Here is a 16,334-nt window from a genome sequence, read left to right on the forward strand (position 1 = left end):
CCAGCGCCTACTTCAATGAGCGATCCCACGCCCCTGCCACAGCGCGAAGACGACGAAGCATCGGTCGGTCTTTGCCAGGGCATTCTGTTCGACCTCGACGGTACGCTTGCCGACACCGCGCCCGACCTCGCCGCAGCCGTCAACAAGATGCGCCATGAGCGCGGCCTCGAGATGGTGCCGCTGGAAAAGTTGCGCCCGCTCGCGTCAGCGGGTGCGCGCGGCCTGCTCGGAGGCGCGTTCGGCATCGGCCCCGACCATCACGACTACGCGTCCATGCGCGACGAGTTCTTGGCGAATTACGAAGCGGATCTATGCATCGAAACGCTGCTGTTCCCAGGCATTGGTGACATTCTCGATGACCTCGACGCGCGCGGCGTGCGCTGGGGCATCGTGACGAACAAGGTCGCGCGGCTGACGGAACCGCTCGTCGCCCAGCTTGGGCTGGGCGCGCGTGCGGGCTGCGTCGTCAGCGGCGACACGACGCCGCATTCGAAGCCCCATCCCGCGCCGCTGCTGCACGCCGCGAAGGAGCTGGACCTGCAGCCGGAGCGGATCGTCTATGTCGGCGACGATCTGCGCGACGTGCAAGCGGGCTTTGCGGCCGGCATGGTGACGGTCGCGGCGGCGTACGGCTATTGCGGCAACGACATTCCGCCTACGCAATGGCACGCCCAGCATGTCGTCAAGACGACGGGCGAACTGCATAACCTGCTGCGGGACATCAGTTGACGGACTCATCCGCTACGTCCGGGCGGGCGCGTTCGTTTCGCCGTGACTCGCGAGCGCCGCTACTGTAAAATGATTATGTGAGCCACCTGTGTGGCTCATTCCTTCTGCGGGGGCGACCTGGTTTCGACAGGGGTTGCGAAGCGGCTAGGGCATGTCGAGGCCCCGTAACCTCGTAAATCAGCGGGAAAAACGTAACTGCAAACGACGAAACGTTCGCACTGGCAGCCTAAGGGCCGCCGTCCTCTGCCTAGTTCACTGACGGGCTAGTGTCGCAAGACCGGTAGCAATACCGACAGAGGTCATATACGTCAGTTAAGCCTTGGCGGCGTCACGACGTCCGGGTCGAAAATCTAGTGAATCGCTGTAGCGCAGCGTGTTCGTCCGCGTCGCTCCGGTTAAATCAAAAGACAGAACTAAACATGTAGAACTAGTCGTAGAGGACTTCTGGACGCGGGTTCGATTCCCGCCGCCTCCACCAATATTCAATACGGTGCAGCACGCCGCAGTACGAAAACCCGCACAGCGAAGCGCTCTGCGGGTTTTTTGTTGCCATCGGCCGCGCGGCGAATACGACGGGCGCCGGCTAGGCCACCCTATACCGCGTGTCCCAAGCGCGGGTTTTCGCGCATCCGACATTCGTTCGCGCCCCGTTTTCGACCTTTTCTGATAGTCACTGCGGCTGACCCGACGTCAAATGAACGGCCGTCTCCAAGTCCGACGGCACGCCCTATCCGCCCAGTACAACTAACCAAACGGGAGATGCACAAAATGATCCACACAGACGACCCCATCATGGCCCGCCTCGGTGACGCCACCGACCACGGCGGCAAGATCGTCGAGGCAACGCAGGATCTGACGGATGAAGGTATCGCCATTGCGCTCGACGGTCACCTGGTCGCATGTCCGCGCTGCGGCGGCAAATATCCGATCATCGCTAGCGGACGACGCCGGCACAACGGCAAGCGCATCGCCTACATCGGCGACATCACGACCTGTGGCGCGACGCTCGTCCGCGCGTAACCACGCGCGATACACCCCTTCGCGGCAAAAATAAAGCCCGCGGCAGCATCACGCTGCGCGGGCCACGCGCCGGTCGCACTACGTCGGCAGAGCCAGAACCGTCACGCTGCAGCGCGCACGTACACCTCTTCCGTTTCCTGAATGAACTTGCTGTTGCAGAACTCCCGCTCCGCTTTAGCGCGCGCATGTCGCCCCATCGCGGGTAACTGGCCGCGGTTCGCCAGCATCGCGTGCAGGCGCCCGGTCATCGCCTGCGTGTCGCGCGGCTCGACGATCCAGCCGTCGACGCCATCGTCGACGTTCTCAGGCAAGCTCGCGTACCGCGTGACGAGTACCGGCCGCCCCATCGCCATCATCTCGCGGCACGCGAACGAACTGCTTTCCACCGCGTACGACACCATGAAGCCGGCATCGAACGTCGCGACATAGTCGCGCACATCGTCCGTGAAGCCGCTGATCAGCAGGTGCTCGTTCATGTTCAGCGCTTCGATGACCTTGCGCTGCTCGTCATTCGGCTCCGTGCCGACAACAACCATCACGACCTGTTTGCGCAGATCCTCAGGCAACGCGGCGACGGCCGTCACCATGTCCATCGTCCCCTTGTACCAGTCGAACCCGGTAATCGTGCCGACCACCAGCTTTCCGGCATGCTTCGCACCGAGAAGCGCATCGCGCCTGCGCTCAGCCGCTGCGTCATCGAAAGGCGCATAAAAATGGATGTCGACGCCATTGGGAATCACCGATAACCCGCAATCCGCATACACCGACCCTTCGAGCAATTGCGCCGCCGGCTTCGACACGGCGATCACGTGATGCGTCGCGCGCCGCGCCTTGAGTTTCGTCATGAAGTCGCGCTTGACGCGGATCGTGTTGTGCTTGGTGTACACGCAATACGGCCGCTTGAACGAGGCGAACAGCGTCGCCAGCAGCACGAGCCGATGATCGGGCGAGCCGTTCACATGAACCACGTCGAAGCGCTCACGCTCGAGCAGCGCGCGCAGTTCGCGGATCGCGCCGACAAAGCGCCCGAGTTCCTTGAGCTTGGCGGGAAACTCCATCGGCAGCGCGCGGATATTGGCAACGCCGTTTGCATGCTGCAACAGCCTGCTGGTTTTCGGCGCACCGACGAAGACTTCGTGACGCGCGGCCAGGCCTCGCGCAATAGAAACGACGTACGTGACGTGACCGCCTCCCCGACCTTTATGGAAGTTGGTCAATAGTATTTTCATTCTCGGCATTCCCCGTATGCGAGGGCTTGAATTCGCCGCTCGGCTCGCGTCCAACAGTGCAGGCCGGCGCAATGCAATTTGCATTGCCTCTTGATAGATCAGGGGAATTATACCGTCCGGGGTCGCGCCCTTTTTGGCTTCCGGGACAGCCAAAGCGTGGTCAGATCAGAACGAACAGATATGAAAAGTCCCGCTCTCAAACGAGACGGGCCCTCCTGAACGTATGCGACGGGCGCTTTTCGACAAGCAAGCGATGGAATAACAAGGCGCGCCAGCCGTTTATTCGATGCGCGCACATTCAAAGCATTTAAGGCGCGCACCCACCGAACGATTGCATAAACTCCATACACAACACGTCAGAACAGGAGCCGCATCATGCGCAAGACTCTCCTTCTCATCGCCGCGCTCGCCGTGCAACAGGCCGCCTTCGCAGCGCCGCCGAAAACCATGGACGGACGTTTCGTCGACGCACAGGGACGCACGCTCTACACCTTCGACAAGGACACGACACCGGGCAAGAGCGCCTGCTCGGGCGGTTGCGCGGCGGCATGGCCCGCCGCCGCCGCCGAAGCCAGCGACAAGCCCTCGGGCGACTGGACCTTGATCGACGGCGCGGACGGCCAGAAGCAGTGGGCGTACAAAGGCAAGCCGCTCTACCGTTTCGCGAAGGACGAGAAGCCCGGCGACATGAAGGGGGACGGTTTCAAGGACATGTGGCACACAGCGAAGCCGTAATCCAGCCAGCCGTTTCAATGACGCACGCGACGCCGCAAGGCGCCACGTGCGTTGTGCCATTTACTGATCCTCAGGGCACTTGAGGTTGCAGCCGTTCGGATCGCCGTTGTCACCGCGCTTGCGCAGTTTCGTAGGCTTGTCGCTCTGATATTTCTTCGACGGTGCCGATGCGCCGAACGGCATCTGCGGATGCTCGTTCAGCTTGAACTCTTCGGTCAGGATACCGCCCGGCACGCCCGGCGAATTCTGCGCAAAAGCAACGGACATCGTGGCAAACAAGGCGCTGGCCGTGAGGGCGGCAGCGCAAGCGGGAACGAAATATTTCATATCGAATCGATGCGGCAGACAACGCCGCGCAACTGAGGCGGAATGACGAAAGCGTAGAGATTATCGCAAAGCGCCGCGCCGCGCAGCGTCTGTAAGCTTCTTTCGTTGTTACGGACGCTTACCCTGCACGCTTCGGCGGCCCGAGCCGCTTCAACGTCTCAGGCCCCGCTCTCCTCCAGACCTGCTTCCAGTTCGAGCAGTTTCCCGCAATCGCCGGGATCGTAGCCTTCCAGATGCGCAACGCTCTGCCGGAACGCATTGCCGCGCATCACCGACATCACCGTTGTCAGCGGCTCGCGCTCCAGCCGCGCGCGATCGCAGGCAAAGTAATAATCCTCGTCGACGACCGGGATGAAGTCGAGCCCGAAGTGATGCGCAGCCGGTTCGACGCCGAAGCCGACGTCCGCCATCCCGCTTGCGACGAAAGCCGCGATCGCCGAATGCGTCAGTTCCGTCGACGCATAGCCGTTGACGCGATCCGGATCGACACCGACGCGCCGCAGCGCAAGATCGATCAACATGCGCGTGCCGGAACCATGCTGCCGGTTGACGAAGCGGATGTCGTCGCGCGCGAGGTCGGTCAAGCCGCCTATCCCCTTCGGATTCCCCTTCGCGAGAAACAGCCCCTGCTTGCGCCGTGTCAGATGCACGAGCACATGTCGCTGCGGATCGAGCCACTGACGATACTTGTCCGCGCACACCGCGCGAAACTCGCCGCGCGGCAAATGGAAGCCCGCCAGATCGCACTCGCCGCGTGCAAGCGCCGTGATCGCCTCAGCGCTGTCGCGATATTTGATGTCGAGGGGGACTTCGTCGGCGACGAGCGCCGTCACGAGCGCCGCCACCGCATAGCCATGCGATGCATGAATGCGCACGTCTTCGGCGGGCGGCGCCAGCCAGCGGTTCAGATCGGCGGCGACCTCGCTTGCCAGCGCCTGCATGTTGCCGTCCAGACGCTCGCCGCAAAGTCGTTGCGCGCGCAACACTGCCCGCCCGAGTTCCGAGAGTGCCGAGCCGCGGCCACGCTCTTTCTCGATGAGCGCGCCGCCCAGCTGAGTCTCGATGGCGCGCAGCAAACCCCACGCATGACGGTAGGACAAACCCTTAAGCGCAGCAGCCTGCGCGATGCTGCCTGTCTGGTTCACAAGGGACAGTAGCGGCATAGCGTCAGTCAGGCTGGACGTTTGGCCGTTGCTGTCCCGCACAATGAGCTGCGCCTGGCATTCGATTCGAATCATATATGTTCTAGCAGTTCCTATTGCGAAAGCCGATCCACCCGCCTATCGTTCGCATTGATATATCAAACAAGCAAAGCATAGATGCACGGGTTATGAATAACAAGTGCATATATCGACTTTGGAGGAGCCCCACTGTGGATCGACCGAACGCCATTGCGCCAGACGAACTCGTGCAACGTCACGCACGACCCGGCATGTCGCTGGTTGCGCTACTGCACGCCATTCAGGACGACGTCGGCTTCGTGCCGCCCGACACCGTCGCGCCGCTCGCGCGGACGATGAACCTGTCACGGGCGGAAGTCCATGGCGTCATCACTTACTACCACCACTTCCGCCAGTCGCCGGCCGCGCCCGTCACAGTGCAACTGTGCCGCGCGGAAGCATGCCGCAGCATGGGTACGGAAGCGCTCGCGCAACATATCGAGGCGCGCACGGGTTGCCGCTTCGACGCGCACAAGCACGACGCACACAACCACGACCATGACCACGCCTGCGATGGCGCAGTCGGTCTCGAATCGGTGTATTGCCTCGGTCAATGCGCGCTGTCGCCCGCAATGATGATCAACGGCGAACTGCACGCCAAAGTAACGCCGCAGAAGTTCGACGCCCTGCTCGCAGCGGCAATGAAACGTGTGGAGGAAACGGTATGACGCGCATCTACGTTCCCCGCGATTCCTCGGCGCTGGCGCTCGGCGCCGACGCGCTCGCCACGGCCATCGCCGATGAAGCGAAAGCGCGCGGCATCGATATCGAACTCGTGCGCAATGGCTCGCGCGGTCTGCTGTATCTCGAACCGCTCGTCGAAGTCGAGACGTCCGCAGGCCGCATCGGTTATGCAAATGTCGAAGTGGAAGACGTGGCATCGCTGTTCGACGCGGGCTTTATCGAAGGCAAGGCGACGCACACGAAACACGTCGGCGTCGTCGACGAGATTCCGTACCTGAAGAAGCAGCAGCGCCTGACGTTCGCGCGCATCGGCATCACCGACCCGCTTTCGACCGACGACTACATCGCCAATGGCGGCATCGTCGGCCTGTATAACGCGCTCGCGATGTCCGGTGACGCAGCCGTCGACGCACTGATCGAATCCGGCCTGCGCGGGCGCGGCGGCGCGGCCTTCCCGGCCGGTATCAAGTGGCGCACGGTGCGCGCCGCGAAGGCCAATCAGAAATACATCGTCTGCAACGCGGACGAAGGCGATTCGGGCACCTTCTCCGACCGCCTCGTGATGGAAAGCGATCCGTTCGTGCTGATCGAAGGGATGATCATCGCCGGCATCGTGGCGGGTGCGACGGTTGGCCATATCTACGTGCGCAGCGAATATCCGCATTCGATTGCCACGCTCGAAGCCGCGATCGTCAAGGCACGCGCAGCCGGCTGGCTCGGCGACAGCGTGCTCGGCTCGCAGCATCGCTTCGAGCTGTTCGTCGCGAAGGGCGCGGGCGCGTATGTGTGCGGCGAGGAAACGGCGCTGCTCGAATCGCTCGAAGGCAAGCGCGGCATCGTGCGCGCGAAGCCGCCGCTGCCTGCACTCGAAGGCCTGTTCGGCAAGCCGACTGTGATCAACAACGTGATCACGCTCGCGACTGTGCCTATCATCTTCGCGAAGGGCGCGGCGTTCTATAAGGACTTCGGCATGGGCCGCTCGCGCGGCACGCTGCCGTTCCAGGTGGCGGGCAACGTGAAGCGCGGCGGTCTCGTGGAACTCGCGTTCGGCTGCACGCTGCGCGAGTTGATGTTCGACTACGGCGGCGGCACGGCAAGTGGCCGTCCGGCGCGCGCGGTGCAGGTGGGCGGCCCGCTCGGCACCTATCTGCCCGAGAGCCAGTGGGACATCCCGCTCGACTATGAGGAATACGCGAAGGTCGGCGCTGTCGTCGGTCACGGCGGTCTGGTGATTCACGACGACACGTCGAATCTCGCCGATCTCGCGCAATACGCGATGCACTTCTGCGCGCTCGAATCGTGCGGCAAGTGCACGCCGTGCCGGATCGGCTCGACGCGCGGCGTCGAAGTGATCCAGCGCATTCGCAACGGCGACACGTCGACGAAGCAGGTGCAATTGCTGCGCGATCTGTGCGACACGATGGTGTCGGGTTCGCTGTGTGCGATGGGCGGCATGACGCCGTTCCCTGTCGTCTCCGCCCTCGACCATTTCCCCGAAGACTTCGGTCTCGAAACCGCCATTCCGAAAGCGGCAGCCTGACCAAGGAGCCCAACATGTCCGATCCGATCACCTTCAAATCCGGCGGCTGCGGCTCCGGCAACTGCGCCTGCAAGGCGGGCGCGCTGCGCAACGAACGCGGCCCGATGGACGATACCGACTACGGCACGCCGCTGCGTCATTCCGACGTCGACGTGACGCTCGAAATCGACGGCCAGATGATTTCGGTGCCCGCGGGCACGTCGGTGATGCGCGCCGCCGCCGAGGCAGGCGTCAACATCCCGAAGCTGTGCGCAACCGATTCGCTGGAACCGTTCGGCTCGTGCCGCCTGTGTCTCGTGGAGATCGAAGGACGGCGCGGCTATCCCGCGTCGTGCACGACGCCCGTCGAAGCGGGCATGAAGGTCCGCACGCAAACGGACCGTCTGCAAGGACTGCGCCGCAACGTGATGGAGCTGTACATCTCCGATCACCCGCTCGACTGTCTCACCTGCCCCGCCAACGGCAACTGCGAGCTGCAGGACATGGCGGGCGTCACGGGCCTGCGCGAAGTGCGCTATGGCTTCGACGGCGCGAATCACCTGAAGGACAAGAAAGACGAGTCGAACCCGTACTTCACCTACGACCCGTCGAAGTGCATCGTCTGCAATCGCTGCGTGCGCGCGTGTGAAGAGACGCAGGGCACGTTCGCGCTGACCATCACCGGCCGCGGCTTCGAATCGCGCGTCGCCGCGAGCGAAAGCCAGCCGTTCATGGACTCGGAATGCGTGTCGTGCGGCGCGTGTGTCGCAGCTTGCCCGACGGCGACGCTGTCGGAAAAGAGCATCGTGATGCTGGGCCAGGCGGAGCATTCCGTCGTGACGACCTGCGCGTATTGCGGCGTCGGTTGCTCGTTCAAGGCCGAGATGAAGGGCAACACCGTCGTGCGGATGGTGCCGCACAAGAACGGCCAGGCGAACGAAGGCCATGCGTGCGTGAAGGGCCGCTTCGCATGGGGCTACGCGACGCACAAGGACCGCATCAAGAAACCGATGATCCGCGCGAAGATCACCGATCCGTGGCGCGAAGTCAGTTGGGAAGAAGCGCTGAGCTATGCGGCGTCGGAGTTCCGCCGCATCCAGGAAAAGTATGGCCGCGATTCGATCGGCGGCATCACGTCGTCGCGCTGCACGAACGAAGAAACGTATCTGGTGCAGAAGCTGGTGCGCGCCGCGTTCGGCAACAACAACGTCGACACCTGCGCGCGCGTTTGCCACTCGCCGACGGGCTACGGTCTGAAGACGACGCTCGGCGAATCGGCGGGCACGCAGACCTTCGCTTCCGTCGATAAATCCGACGTGATCATCGTGATCGGCGCGAATCCGACCGATGGCCACCCGGTGTTCGGCTCGCGTCTGAAGCGCCGCGTGCGCGAAGGCGCGAAGCTGATCGTCGTCGATCCGCGCCGCATCGACATCGTCGATACGGCACACGTGAAGGCCACGCATCACCTGCAATTGCGTCCGGGCACCAACGTCGCGATTGTCACCTCGCTCGCGCACGTGCTCGTGTCGGAAGGCCTGCTAAATGAGGCGTTCATCGCCGAGCGCTGCGAGACGCGCGCATTCCAGCACTGGCGCGATTTCGTCGCGCTGCCGGAGAACTCGCCGGAAATGATGGAAAGCGTGACGGGCGTGCCGGCGCAGCAAGTGCGCGAAGCCGCTCGCCTGTATGCGACGGGCGGCAATGCGGCGATCTACTACGGCCTCGGCGTGACGGAACATGCACAGGGCTCGACGACCGTGATGGGCATCGCGAACCTTGCGATGGCGACGGGCAATATCGGCCGCGAAGGCGTCGGCGTGAATCCGCTGCGCGGCCAGAACAACGTGCAGGGCTCGTGCGACATGGGCTCGTTCCCGCACGAACTGCCGGGCTATCGCCATATCAGCGACACGGTGACGCGCACGTTGTTTGAAGGCGAATGGGGCGTGACGCTGCAGCCGGAACCGGGCCTGCGCATCCCGAACATGTTCGATGCGGCACTGCACGGCAGCTTCATGGGCCTGTATTGCCAGGGCGAAGACATCGTGCAGTCCGACCCGAACACGCAACACGTGGGCGCGGCGCTGTCGTCGATGGAATGCATCGTCGTGCAGGACATCTTCCTGAACGAAACCGCGAAGTACGCGCACGTGCTGCTGCCGGGCTCGACCTTCCTCGAAAAGGACGGCACGTTCACCAACGCCGAGCGCCGCATCTCGCGCGTGCGCAAGGTGATGCCGCCGCTCGCCGGCTACTCGGACTGGGAAGTGACGATCCTGCTCGCCCGTGCGCTTGGCTACGAGATGAACTACACGCATCCGTCGCAGATCATGGACGAGATCGCACGCCTCACGCCGACTTTCCACGGCGTGTCGTATGCGAAGCTCGACAAGCTGGGTAGCATCCAGTGGCCGTGCAACGAGAACGCGCCGGAAGGCACGCCGACGATGCACATCGACGAGTTCGTGCGCGGCAAGGGCAAGTTCGTGATCACGAAGTACGTCGCGACGCCGGAAAAGGTCAACCAGAAGTTCCCGCTGATCCTGACGACGGGCCGTATTCTGTCGCAGTACAACGTCGGTGCGCAGACGCGCCGCACGGAGAACTCGCTCTGGCACGACGAGGACCGTCTGGAGATTCATCCGCACGACGCCGAAGACCGTGGCATCAAGGACGACGACTGGGTCGGCATCGAGTCGCGCGCGGGCTACACCGTGTTGCGCGCGAAGGTGGCGGACCGGATGCAGCCGGGCGTGGTCTACACGACGTTCCACTTCCCCGAATCTGGCGCGAACGTGATTACGACGGACAGCTCCGACTGGGCGACGAACTGCCCCGAGTACAAGGTGACGGCCGTGCAGGTGATGCCCGTCGAGCAGCCGTCGCAATGGCAGAAGGAGTACTCGCGCTTCAACAACGAGCAGCTCGAGCATCTCAGCAAGCGTGAGATGGCCACAACGTCAGGCAAATGAGGCAACGCAATGGACGCACATAACCTGGTCGACATGGCAAACCGCATCGGCGATTTCTTCGAGTCGATGCCGGACCGCGACGAAGCGATCGACAATATTGCCGATCATATCCGGCGGTTCTGGGAACCGCGTATGCGGCGCTCGATTCTGGCTACGCTGCATGCGAATCCTGAGGGCGTCGAGCTGGAACTGCACGAGATGGTTCGTGAGGCGCTGGTCAGGCATCGCGAGGATTTGACGCCGAAGGAGGCTGCGCCGGCTTAAGGCGCTTCATTTGCCGGGCGTCGGCCGGCGTTCACGCAATAGCAACAGCACTTGGGCGTTCGTGTCGGAAGCGATGCGGACGCTTTTTTTGGGGTTGTCGTTGTTTTGGGTTTGCTGTTGCTGTCGCTGGCATCCGCGCTATGCCTTCGTACTTCACGCGTTGCCCCTGTGCGGGGCGACGCTTGAAGCACGCTAACGAATCGCGGATGCCAGCGCCAAGTCCGGCAACGCCTTCGCAACAAACACCGCTACCCGGATGCCAGCGCAAAAGCAAAAAAACATCCCAGCACCTGCAACGAACTTGTGCATTGGTGCGTCACGGCGCCGCCGGCTCAGACGGCGCACCTTTCGCGAACCACGCTTCGCAATGCCGCAACAGCCCGTTCAGATCGGAGCCAGGCCGGCCGCGCGCGCAAACATAACCGTCAGGCCGCACCAGATAGAACGAAGGCCGCGTGCGTCCGAACGATTCGCTGAGCGACGGCCCGCCGCCCTCGCCGCTCACATCCGACACGCGCCACACGCGCACCGCACCCGGCAGCAGATCTTCGACGGCGGCGGCGAAACGGTCCAGATCGGCAGCGCGCACGGGCTTGCGATGCAATGACAGTATTTTGCCGTTGCCCATTCCCGGTTCCTCCGGCGGATCGACGAGCAGAAACAGCGAGAAGAACGCCGGGTCGTGCAGATCGAAAATGCAGCCGATGCCGGGCACGCGTCCCAACGGTCCATCGACGACATGCACGAGCGCATCGGGCGCGCGTTCGCCTGCGCGCGGCCCGCCGTCGAGTATGCGTTCGAGCGTCAGCGGCGAGCGCCGGTATTGGATAGACAGTTCGCTGACGGTGAGACGCGCGGCATCACGCAACGGCCCTAGCGCGGCGAGCACGGGCATCACGCGCTCGCGCAGCAGCTTGAGCGGCCCGTGGTCCGCTTCCGCCATGTGCGTGACGAAACTCGTCTGCCGCAGCACGTCGCGTTCAATCGGATGACGTTCGAGATGGTACGTGTCGAGCAGCCGGTCGGGCGCGTCGCCCTTCAGCACACGCGCGATTTTCCAGCCGAGATTGAACGCTTCCTGAATGCCCGTATTCATCCCCTGCGCGCCCGCGGGACTGTGCACATGCGCAGAGTCGCCCGCGAGGAACACGCGCTGCGCGCGCAGTTGCTCGACCATGCGGCTATTCAGATGAAAATAGCCGGACCACGACAGGCTGCTCAGTTCGACGGGATGATGAATACGGCTCTTCGCAATCAGCCGGCATTCGTCGAGCGTAGGCGCGGGAATCGACGCAAGCGGCGCCGGGTCGCCGCTCGACGCTGCCTCGGCCGGCTCGCGCGCCGGCATCGCGGGATGATCGGCAATCAGCCGATGCCGGCCCTTGCCCATCGGAAAGAGCGCCGCCAGCCCCGCGCCCGACGCGAAGATATGAAACTCGTCGTCGGACCAGCCGGTATCCGCTTCGACGTCGGCGAGCAGGAAGGTCTGCTCGAAGGTCTTACCCGCGAAGCTCATGCCGAGCCGGTGACGGATCGCGCTGTGTGCGCCGTCGGCGGCGATCATGTACGACGGGTGCAGCGTCTCGATACGGCCGTCCGCGCGTTGCAGTGTCGCGTTGATGCCCGCCGAGCCCTGCGCGAACATCGTCAGCTCGACGCCACGTTCGACGTGCACGCCGAACGTCGCGAGATGCTCCGTCAGCAGGCGCTCAGTGACAGACTGATCGAGAAACAGCAGATACGGATAGCGCGTTTGCAGCGGATCGAAATCGAGCCGCGTCAGCCGATGCCCGTTCGAATACAGATTAGCGGTACGCGCGCGATGACCGAGTTCGAGAAACCGTTCGACGAGGCGATGTTGCTCCAGCAGTTCGAGCGTGCGCGCCTGAATGCCGATCGCGCGCGAATGCGGATCCGCTTGCTGCGCCTTGTCGATGAGCCGTACGGGCACCTGGGCACGCGCAAGACTCATGGCTGCCGCCAGCCCCGTCGGCCCCGCGCCGACGATCAGCACGGGCGGCACGTCGAAGGAAGCACCCGTCATGCAGACCTCCGCAGTCGGACATGCTCATTAGTGTACGCCGAGCATTCCGCTAGCTGCGGTGTGGCCGACGACGCGGCGCATCAAACCCGCATCAGCCATGCGACTTATCGCTCAGTGCGCGTGCGGCGCGCGATCGAGCGAACAGCGGTGCTGCGTCGTGCCCATGTCGACCTGCAGCGTCGCGTGGTGCATGTCGAACTCCGCGCGCAGCGTGCCGACGATCCCGTCGATCACCATGTCGCCCGGATGGCCGTCCGGAATCACGAGATGCGCGGACAGCGCGTTACCCGTCGTCGACAGCGCCCATACGTGCAGGTCGTGCACGTCGGTGACACCGGGCTGCGCGGCGAGATACTCGCGAATTTTCTGCACGTCGACGCCGGGCGGCACGCCGTTGAGCGCGAGCTTGATGGAATCGCGCAGCAGGCCCCACGTGCCGTACACGATCACCGCGACCACGACGATGCTCATCACCGGGTCGAGCCATGTCCAGCCGCTGAAAAGAATGGCGAGGCCGCTAACGGCAACCGCGGCCGACACGGCCGCGTCGGCAGCCATATGCAGAAACGCGCCGCGAATGTTCAGGTCGTCTTCCTGGCCGCGCATGAAAAGCCATGCCGAGAAACCGTTCACGACCATGCCGACGAGCGCGACGATGAACACGTCGAGACCCGCGACGGGCGACGGATGAAACAGCCTGCCGACCGCTTCCGCGACGATCACACCGCACGCGAACAGCAGCAGCCCCGCATTGAGCAGGCTCGCGAGAATCGACGAGCCGCCGAGGCCGAACGTGTAGCGCGCGGACGGGCGGCGCGTCGCGAGCCAGGTTGCGCCCCAGGCGAGCAGCAGTCCGAGTACGTCGGAGAGATTGTGTCCGGCGTCGGCGAGCAGCGCGGTCGAATTGGCGAGCACGCCGTAGATCGCCTGCACGACGACGATCGTGACATTCAGCACGACGGCGAGCGCGAACGCGCGTCCGTGGCCTGACGCGGGCGCGTGATGGTGGTGATGCCCACCGTGCCCATGATGATGCGCGTGCGACCCCTTGTTGCCCGCTTCGTGCGGTTCGTGGTCGTGCGCCGCGTGATCGCACGCGTCCGTGTGCACATGCGCGTCGGACTTCGGCTGATGCTGCGGCGTCGTGCCGTTGGTCTGATGAGCGGTGTATTTCATGCGTGATCCTGCGTGAGGTCGGCGGCGGATTCGCTGACGGGTTCGGCGACGTGCTCGAGCATGTCGGTCAGCATGCCGCTGATGTGGCCGTCGGCGGCGACGTAGAAAACCTGCTTGCCCTGCCGCTCCGCGCGAACGATGCGCGCCGCCCGCAACAGCCGCAGATGATGGCTGACGAGCGAAGGCGACAGATTCAGCGATTCGGCGATCGCGCCCACCGCGCGCCGCTCGTCGACGCAAGCGAGCACGATGCGCAGGCGCGTCGGGTCGCCCAGCAGGCGGAACAAATCGGCGATCTGCACGACACGGTCGTCGGTATTCAGAGAGAGCACGGTAGACATTGAGGGCACCCGTATCGACGCAACGTCGATACGTACATTTGAACATGTGTTCATATGTTATTGAGCAACACTATCCGCGTCAAGTCGGGGGGCATGCGCCGAGTATGGGAAAATGCGCGTTTTCCTGCCTCACACCCTCGCCTGCGTCATGCATCCAGTATTCGACCGCGCCTACAGCGCGCATCGCGACGGACGGCTCGACGACGCCGAGCGCGACTATCGCGCCACGCTTGAACTCGATCCCGTCCACGTCGATGCGCTGCATCTGCTTGGCGTGCTGCGCCATCAGCAAGGCCAGCACGAAGAAGCGGCCGACCTCGTGCGCCGCGCCGCGGATTTGCGCCCGCAGGACGCCGCGCTGCAACTCAACCTCGGCAACGCGCTGAAGGCGCTCGGCCGGCTCGACCAGGCAATCGAACGCTTTCGCAATGCGCTGACCCTCGCGCCGACGTTTCCGATGGCGCATTACAACCTCGGCAATGCGTACGCGCTCGCCGGGCGCCACGAAGACGCGGTCGACGCGTTCCAGAAGTCACTGCGCCTGCAGCCGCTGGACGCGTCGTCACACGTCAATCTCGGCAATGCGCTGCACGCGCTCGGCCGGCACCGCGAAGCCGTCGATTCGTTCCGGCGCGCGCTCGAACTGCGGCCCGGCCATGCGGGCGCGCACAACAACATCGGCATGGCGCTCAATGCGCTCGGCTCGGCCAGGGAGGCGATCGCGCATTTTCGCGCGGCGTTCAAGATCGAACCGCGCTTTGTTGCCGCGCGCTTCAACCTGGGCAATACGCTCGACGCGACGGGACAGCATCACGAAGCCGTCGCCGAATTCGAAGCCGTCCTCACGCTGCAGACGAACCTGCCGCCCGCGCTGTTCGGCCTCGGCAACGCGCTCGCCTCGCTCGGCCGTCACGAAGAAGCCCGGCCGCGCTTCGAGCGCGCCGTGGGTCTCGACCCGAACTTCGCGCTCGCCTGGCTGAGTCTCGGCGCCGCGCATCACGCGCTCGGCGCGTACGACGCCGCCCTGCGCGCCTTCGACCAGGCGCTGCGCCTGCGGCCCGATCAAGCCATCGCGCACATGAACCGCGGCGTGACGCTGCTCACGCGCGGCGATTTCAAGCGCGGCCTGCCCGAATACGAATGGCGGCTGGAAAACACGGCGCTGCCGCCGGACACGGCGCTGCTGCCGCGCTGGAACGGCGAGCCGATTGCCGGGCGCACGTTGTTCGTGCACGCCGAACAGGGTTTCGGCGACACGCTGCAATTCGTCCGCTTCGTCGAGGTGGTGGCGCAGCGCGCCGCGCGTGTCGTGCTCGAAGTGCAGCCGCAGCTGCTGTCGCTGCTCGAACCGACGGCGCAGCAATGGCGTGTCACGCTCATCGCGCAAGGCGCGCCGCGGCCCCGCGCCGACCTGCAATGCCCGCTGTTGAGCCTGCCGCTCGCGCTCGGCACCGAACTGGACACGATTCCGGCGCGTACGCCGTATCTGAATGCGCCCGCCGCGTCGCGGCGCACCTGGCGAGGCTCGCTCGGCGGACAGGCGAAGCGCAAGATTGGCCTTGCGTGGTCGGGACGCGCGCAGCGTCAGGAAAACCGCTCGCTGCCGCTGGCCGCGCTCGAACCGCTGTTCGCGCTCGACGGCATCGACTGGATCGTGCTGCAGCCCGCGCTCAGCGACGACGAACGCGCCGCGCTCGACGCGCATCCGCACGCGAAGAACATTCATCGCTTCGATGAGCGCATCCGCGACTTCGCCGATACGGCGGCGATCATCGAGCGGCTCGACGGCGTGGTGTCGGTCGACACGGCAATCGCGCACCTGGCGGGCGCGCTCGACCAGCCGCTCTGGCTGATGCTGCCGTTCGCCGCCGACTGGCGCTGGTTCACGCGCGACGCGCGCAGCCCGTGGTATCCGTCCGCGCGGCTCGTGCGGCAGCCACGGCCCGGCGCGTGGGGGGAAGTCGTCGACGAGGTTGCGGCGGCGCTACGCAGTTGAGCGCTGCTTTGCCGAAGCCGTCGATCAAATAAAAAACCCCCGCACGCATGCGGGGGTTTTGTTTTTGGCACTGGC

Annotated in this window: 14 protein-coding genes and 1 other RNA gene; 9 read left to right on the plus strand and 6 right to left on the minus strand. The window is 64.3% G+C overall.

Annotated features, from left to right (window positions below; genetic code table 11):
• Window positions 1-15: 15 nt before the first annotated feature.
• The 3 genes from SB822_RS42120 to SB822_RS42130 all read left to right on the plus strand — a co-directional run bounded on the left by SB822_RS42120 (window position 16) and on the right by SB822_RS42130 (window position 1,749).
• Window positions 16-729 carry an HAD family hydrolase gene (locus SB822_RS42120; protein ID WP_007576429.1) on the plus strand — a complete coding sequence of 238 codons (714 nt, stop codon included), beginning with the start codon at window positions 16-18 and terminating at the stop codon, window positions 727-729.
• Window positions 730-837: 108 nt separating this feature from the next.
• Window positions 838-1,207: a transfer-messenger RNA gene (gene ssrA, locus SB822_RS42125) on the plus strand.
• Between the two features lie 290 nt (window positions 1,208-1,497).
• On the plus strand, window positions 1,498-1,749 hold the full coding sequence (locus SB822_RS42130) for a PAAR domain-containing protein (RefSeq protein ID WP_079489334.1): 252 nt from the start codon (window positions 1,498-1,500) through the stop codon (window positions 1,747-1,749).
• Between the two features lie 101 nt (window positions 1,750-1,850).
• Here the strand turns inward: SB822_RS42130 and SB822_RS42135 are convergent, their stop codons facing one another.
• Window positions 1,851-2,978 carry a glycosyltransferase family 4 protein gene (locus SB822_RS42135; RefSeq protein WP_090838125.1) on the minus strand — a complete coding sequence of 376 codons (1,128 nt, stop codon included), beginning with the start codon at window positions 2,976-2,978 and terminating at the stop codon, window positions 1,851-1,853.
• 375 nt (window positions 2,979-3,353) lie between these two features.
• Here SB822_RS42135 and SB822_RS42140 point away from each other — a divergent pair, with 375 nt between their 5' ends.
• Window positions 3,354-3,713 carry a hypothetical protein gene (locus SB822_RS42140; RefSeq protein WP_090838127.1) on the plus strand — a complete coding sequence of 120 codons (360 nt, stop codon included), beginning with the start codon at window positions 3,354-3,356 and terminating at the stop codon, window positions 3,711-3,713.
• A gap of 60 nt (window positions 3,714-3,773) precedes the next feature.
• Here the strand turns inward: SB822_RS42140 and SB822_RS42145 are convergent, their stop codons facing one another.
• Window positions 3,774-4,040 (minus strand): hypothetical protein, encoded by a 267-nt coding sequence (locus tag SB822_RS42145; RefSeq protein WP_079484565.1) that lies wholly within the window; start codon window positions 4,038-4,040, stop codon window positions 3,774-3,776.
• 158 nt (window positions 4,041-4,198) lie between these two features.
• Window positions 4,199-5,278: a substrate-binding domain-containing protein gene (locus SB822_RS42150; RefSeq protein ID WP_007745725.1), complete on the minus strand. Its 1,080-nt coding sequence runs from the start codon at window positions 5,276-5,278 to the stop codon at window positions 4,199-4,201.
• 92 nt (window positions 5,279-5,370) lie between these two features.
• Between SB822_RS42150 and SB822_RS42155 the strand changes: the two genes are divergently transcribed.
• The 4 genes from SB822_RS42155 to SB822_RS42170 are packed head-to-tail and all read left to right on the plus strand — an operon-like array spanning window position 5,371 to window position 10,702.
• Complete coding sequence (locus tag SB822_RS42155; RefSeq protein WP_409373090.1) at window positions 5,371-5,928, plus strand: NAD(P)H-dependent oxidoreductase subunit E; 558 nt, start codon at window positions 5,371-5,373, stop codon at window positions 5,926-5,928.
• Complete coding sequence (locus SB822_RS42160; RefSeq protein ID WP_090838129.1) at window positions 5,925-7,484, plus strand: formate dehydrogenase beta subunit; 1,560 nt, start codon at window positions 5,925-5,927, stop codon at window positions 7,482-7,484. The genes SB822_RS42155 and SB822_RS42160 overlap by 4 nt, the downstream gene beginning before the upstream one ends.
• 14 nt (window positions 7,485-7,498) lie before the next feature.
• The gene (fdhF, locus tag SB822_RS42165) at window positions 7,499-10,438 is read left to right on the plus strand and encodes a formate dehydrogenase subunit alpha (RefSeq protein WP_007576513.1); all 2,940 of its coding nucleotides are present in this window, start codon (window positions 7,499-7,501) and stop codon (window positions 10,436-10,438) included.
• Window positions 10,439-10,447: 9 nt separating this feature from the next.
• Window positions 10,448-10,702 (plus strand): formate dehydrogenase subunit delta, encoded by a 255-nt coding sequence (locus SB822_RS42170; RefSeq protein ID WP_007576511.1) that lies wholly within the window; start codon window positions 10,448-10,450, stop codon window positions 10,700-10,702.
• Window positions 10,703-11,018: 316 nt separating this feature from the next.
• On the opposite strand, the gene SB822_RS42175 is transcribed toward SB822_RS42170, so the two are convergent.
• The 3 genes from SB822_RS42175 to SB822_RS42185 form a co-directional block, all read right to left on the minus strand.
• The gene (locus SB822_RS42175; protein WP_090838131.1) at window positions 11,019-12,746 is read right to left on the minus strand and encodes an FAD-dependent monooxygenase; all 1,728 of its coding nucleotides are present in this window, start codon (window positions 12,744-12,746) and stop codon (window positions 11,019-11,021) included.
• A 111-nt stretch (window positions 12,747-12,857) separates the two neighbouring features.
• On the minus strand, window positions 12,858-13,922 hold the full coding sequence (locus SB822_RS42180) for a cation diffusion facilitator family transporter (protein ID WP_007576507.1): 1,065 nt from the start codon (window positions 13,920-13,922) through the stop codon (window positions 12,858-12,860).
• Window positions 13,919-14,263, minus strand: coding sequence for an ArsR/SmtB family transcription factor (locus tag SB822_RS42185; protein WP_007576505.1), 345 nt, complete (start codon window positions 14,261-14,263; stop codon window positions 13,919-13,921). Before SB822_RS42185 ends, SB822_RS42180 begins: the two co-directional genes overlap by 4 nt.
• Before the next feature lie 148 nt (window positions 14,264-14,411).
• Here SB822_RS42185 and SB822_RS42190 point away from each other — a divergent pair, with 148 nt between their 5' ends.
• Window positions 14,412-16,259, plus strand: a complete 1,848-nt coding sequence (locus SB822_RS42190; RefSeq protein WP_090838133.1) for a tetratricopeptide repeat protein — start codon at window positions 14,412-14,414, stop codon at window positions 16,257-16,259.
• The last annotated feature ends 75 nt before the right edge of the window (window positions 16,260-16,334 follow it).

The sequence above is a fragment of the Paraburkholderia sp. SIMBA_054 genome, from assembly GCF_046534875.1.
GTDB classification, from domain to species: Bacteria; Pseudomonadota; Gammaproteobacteria; order Burkholderiales; family Burkholderiaceae; genus Paraburkholderia; species Paraburkholderia hospita.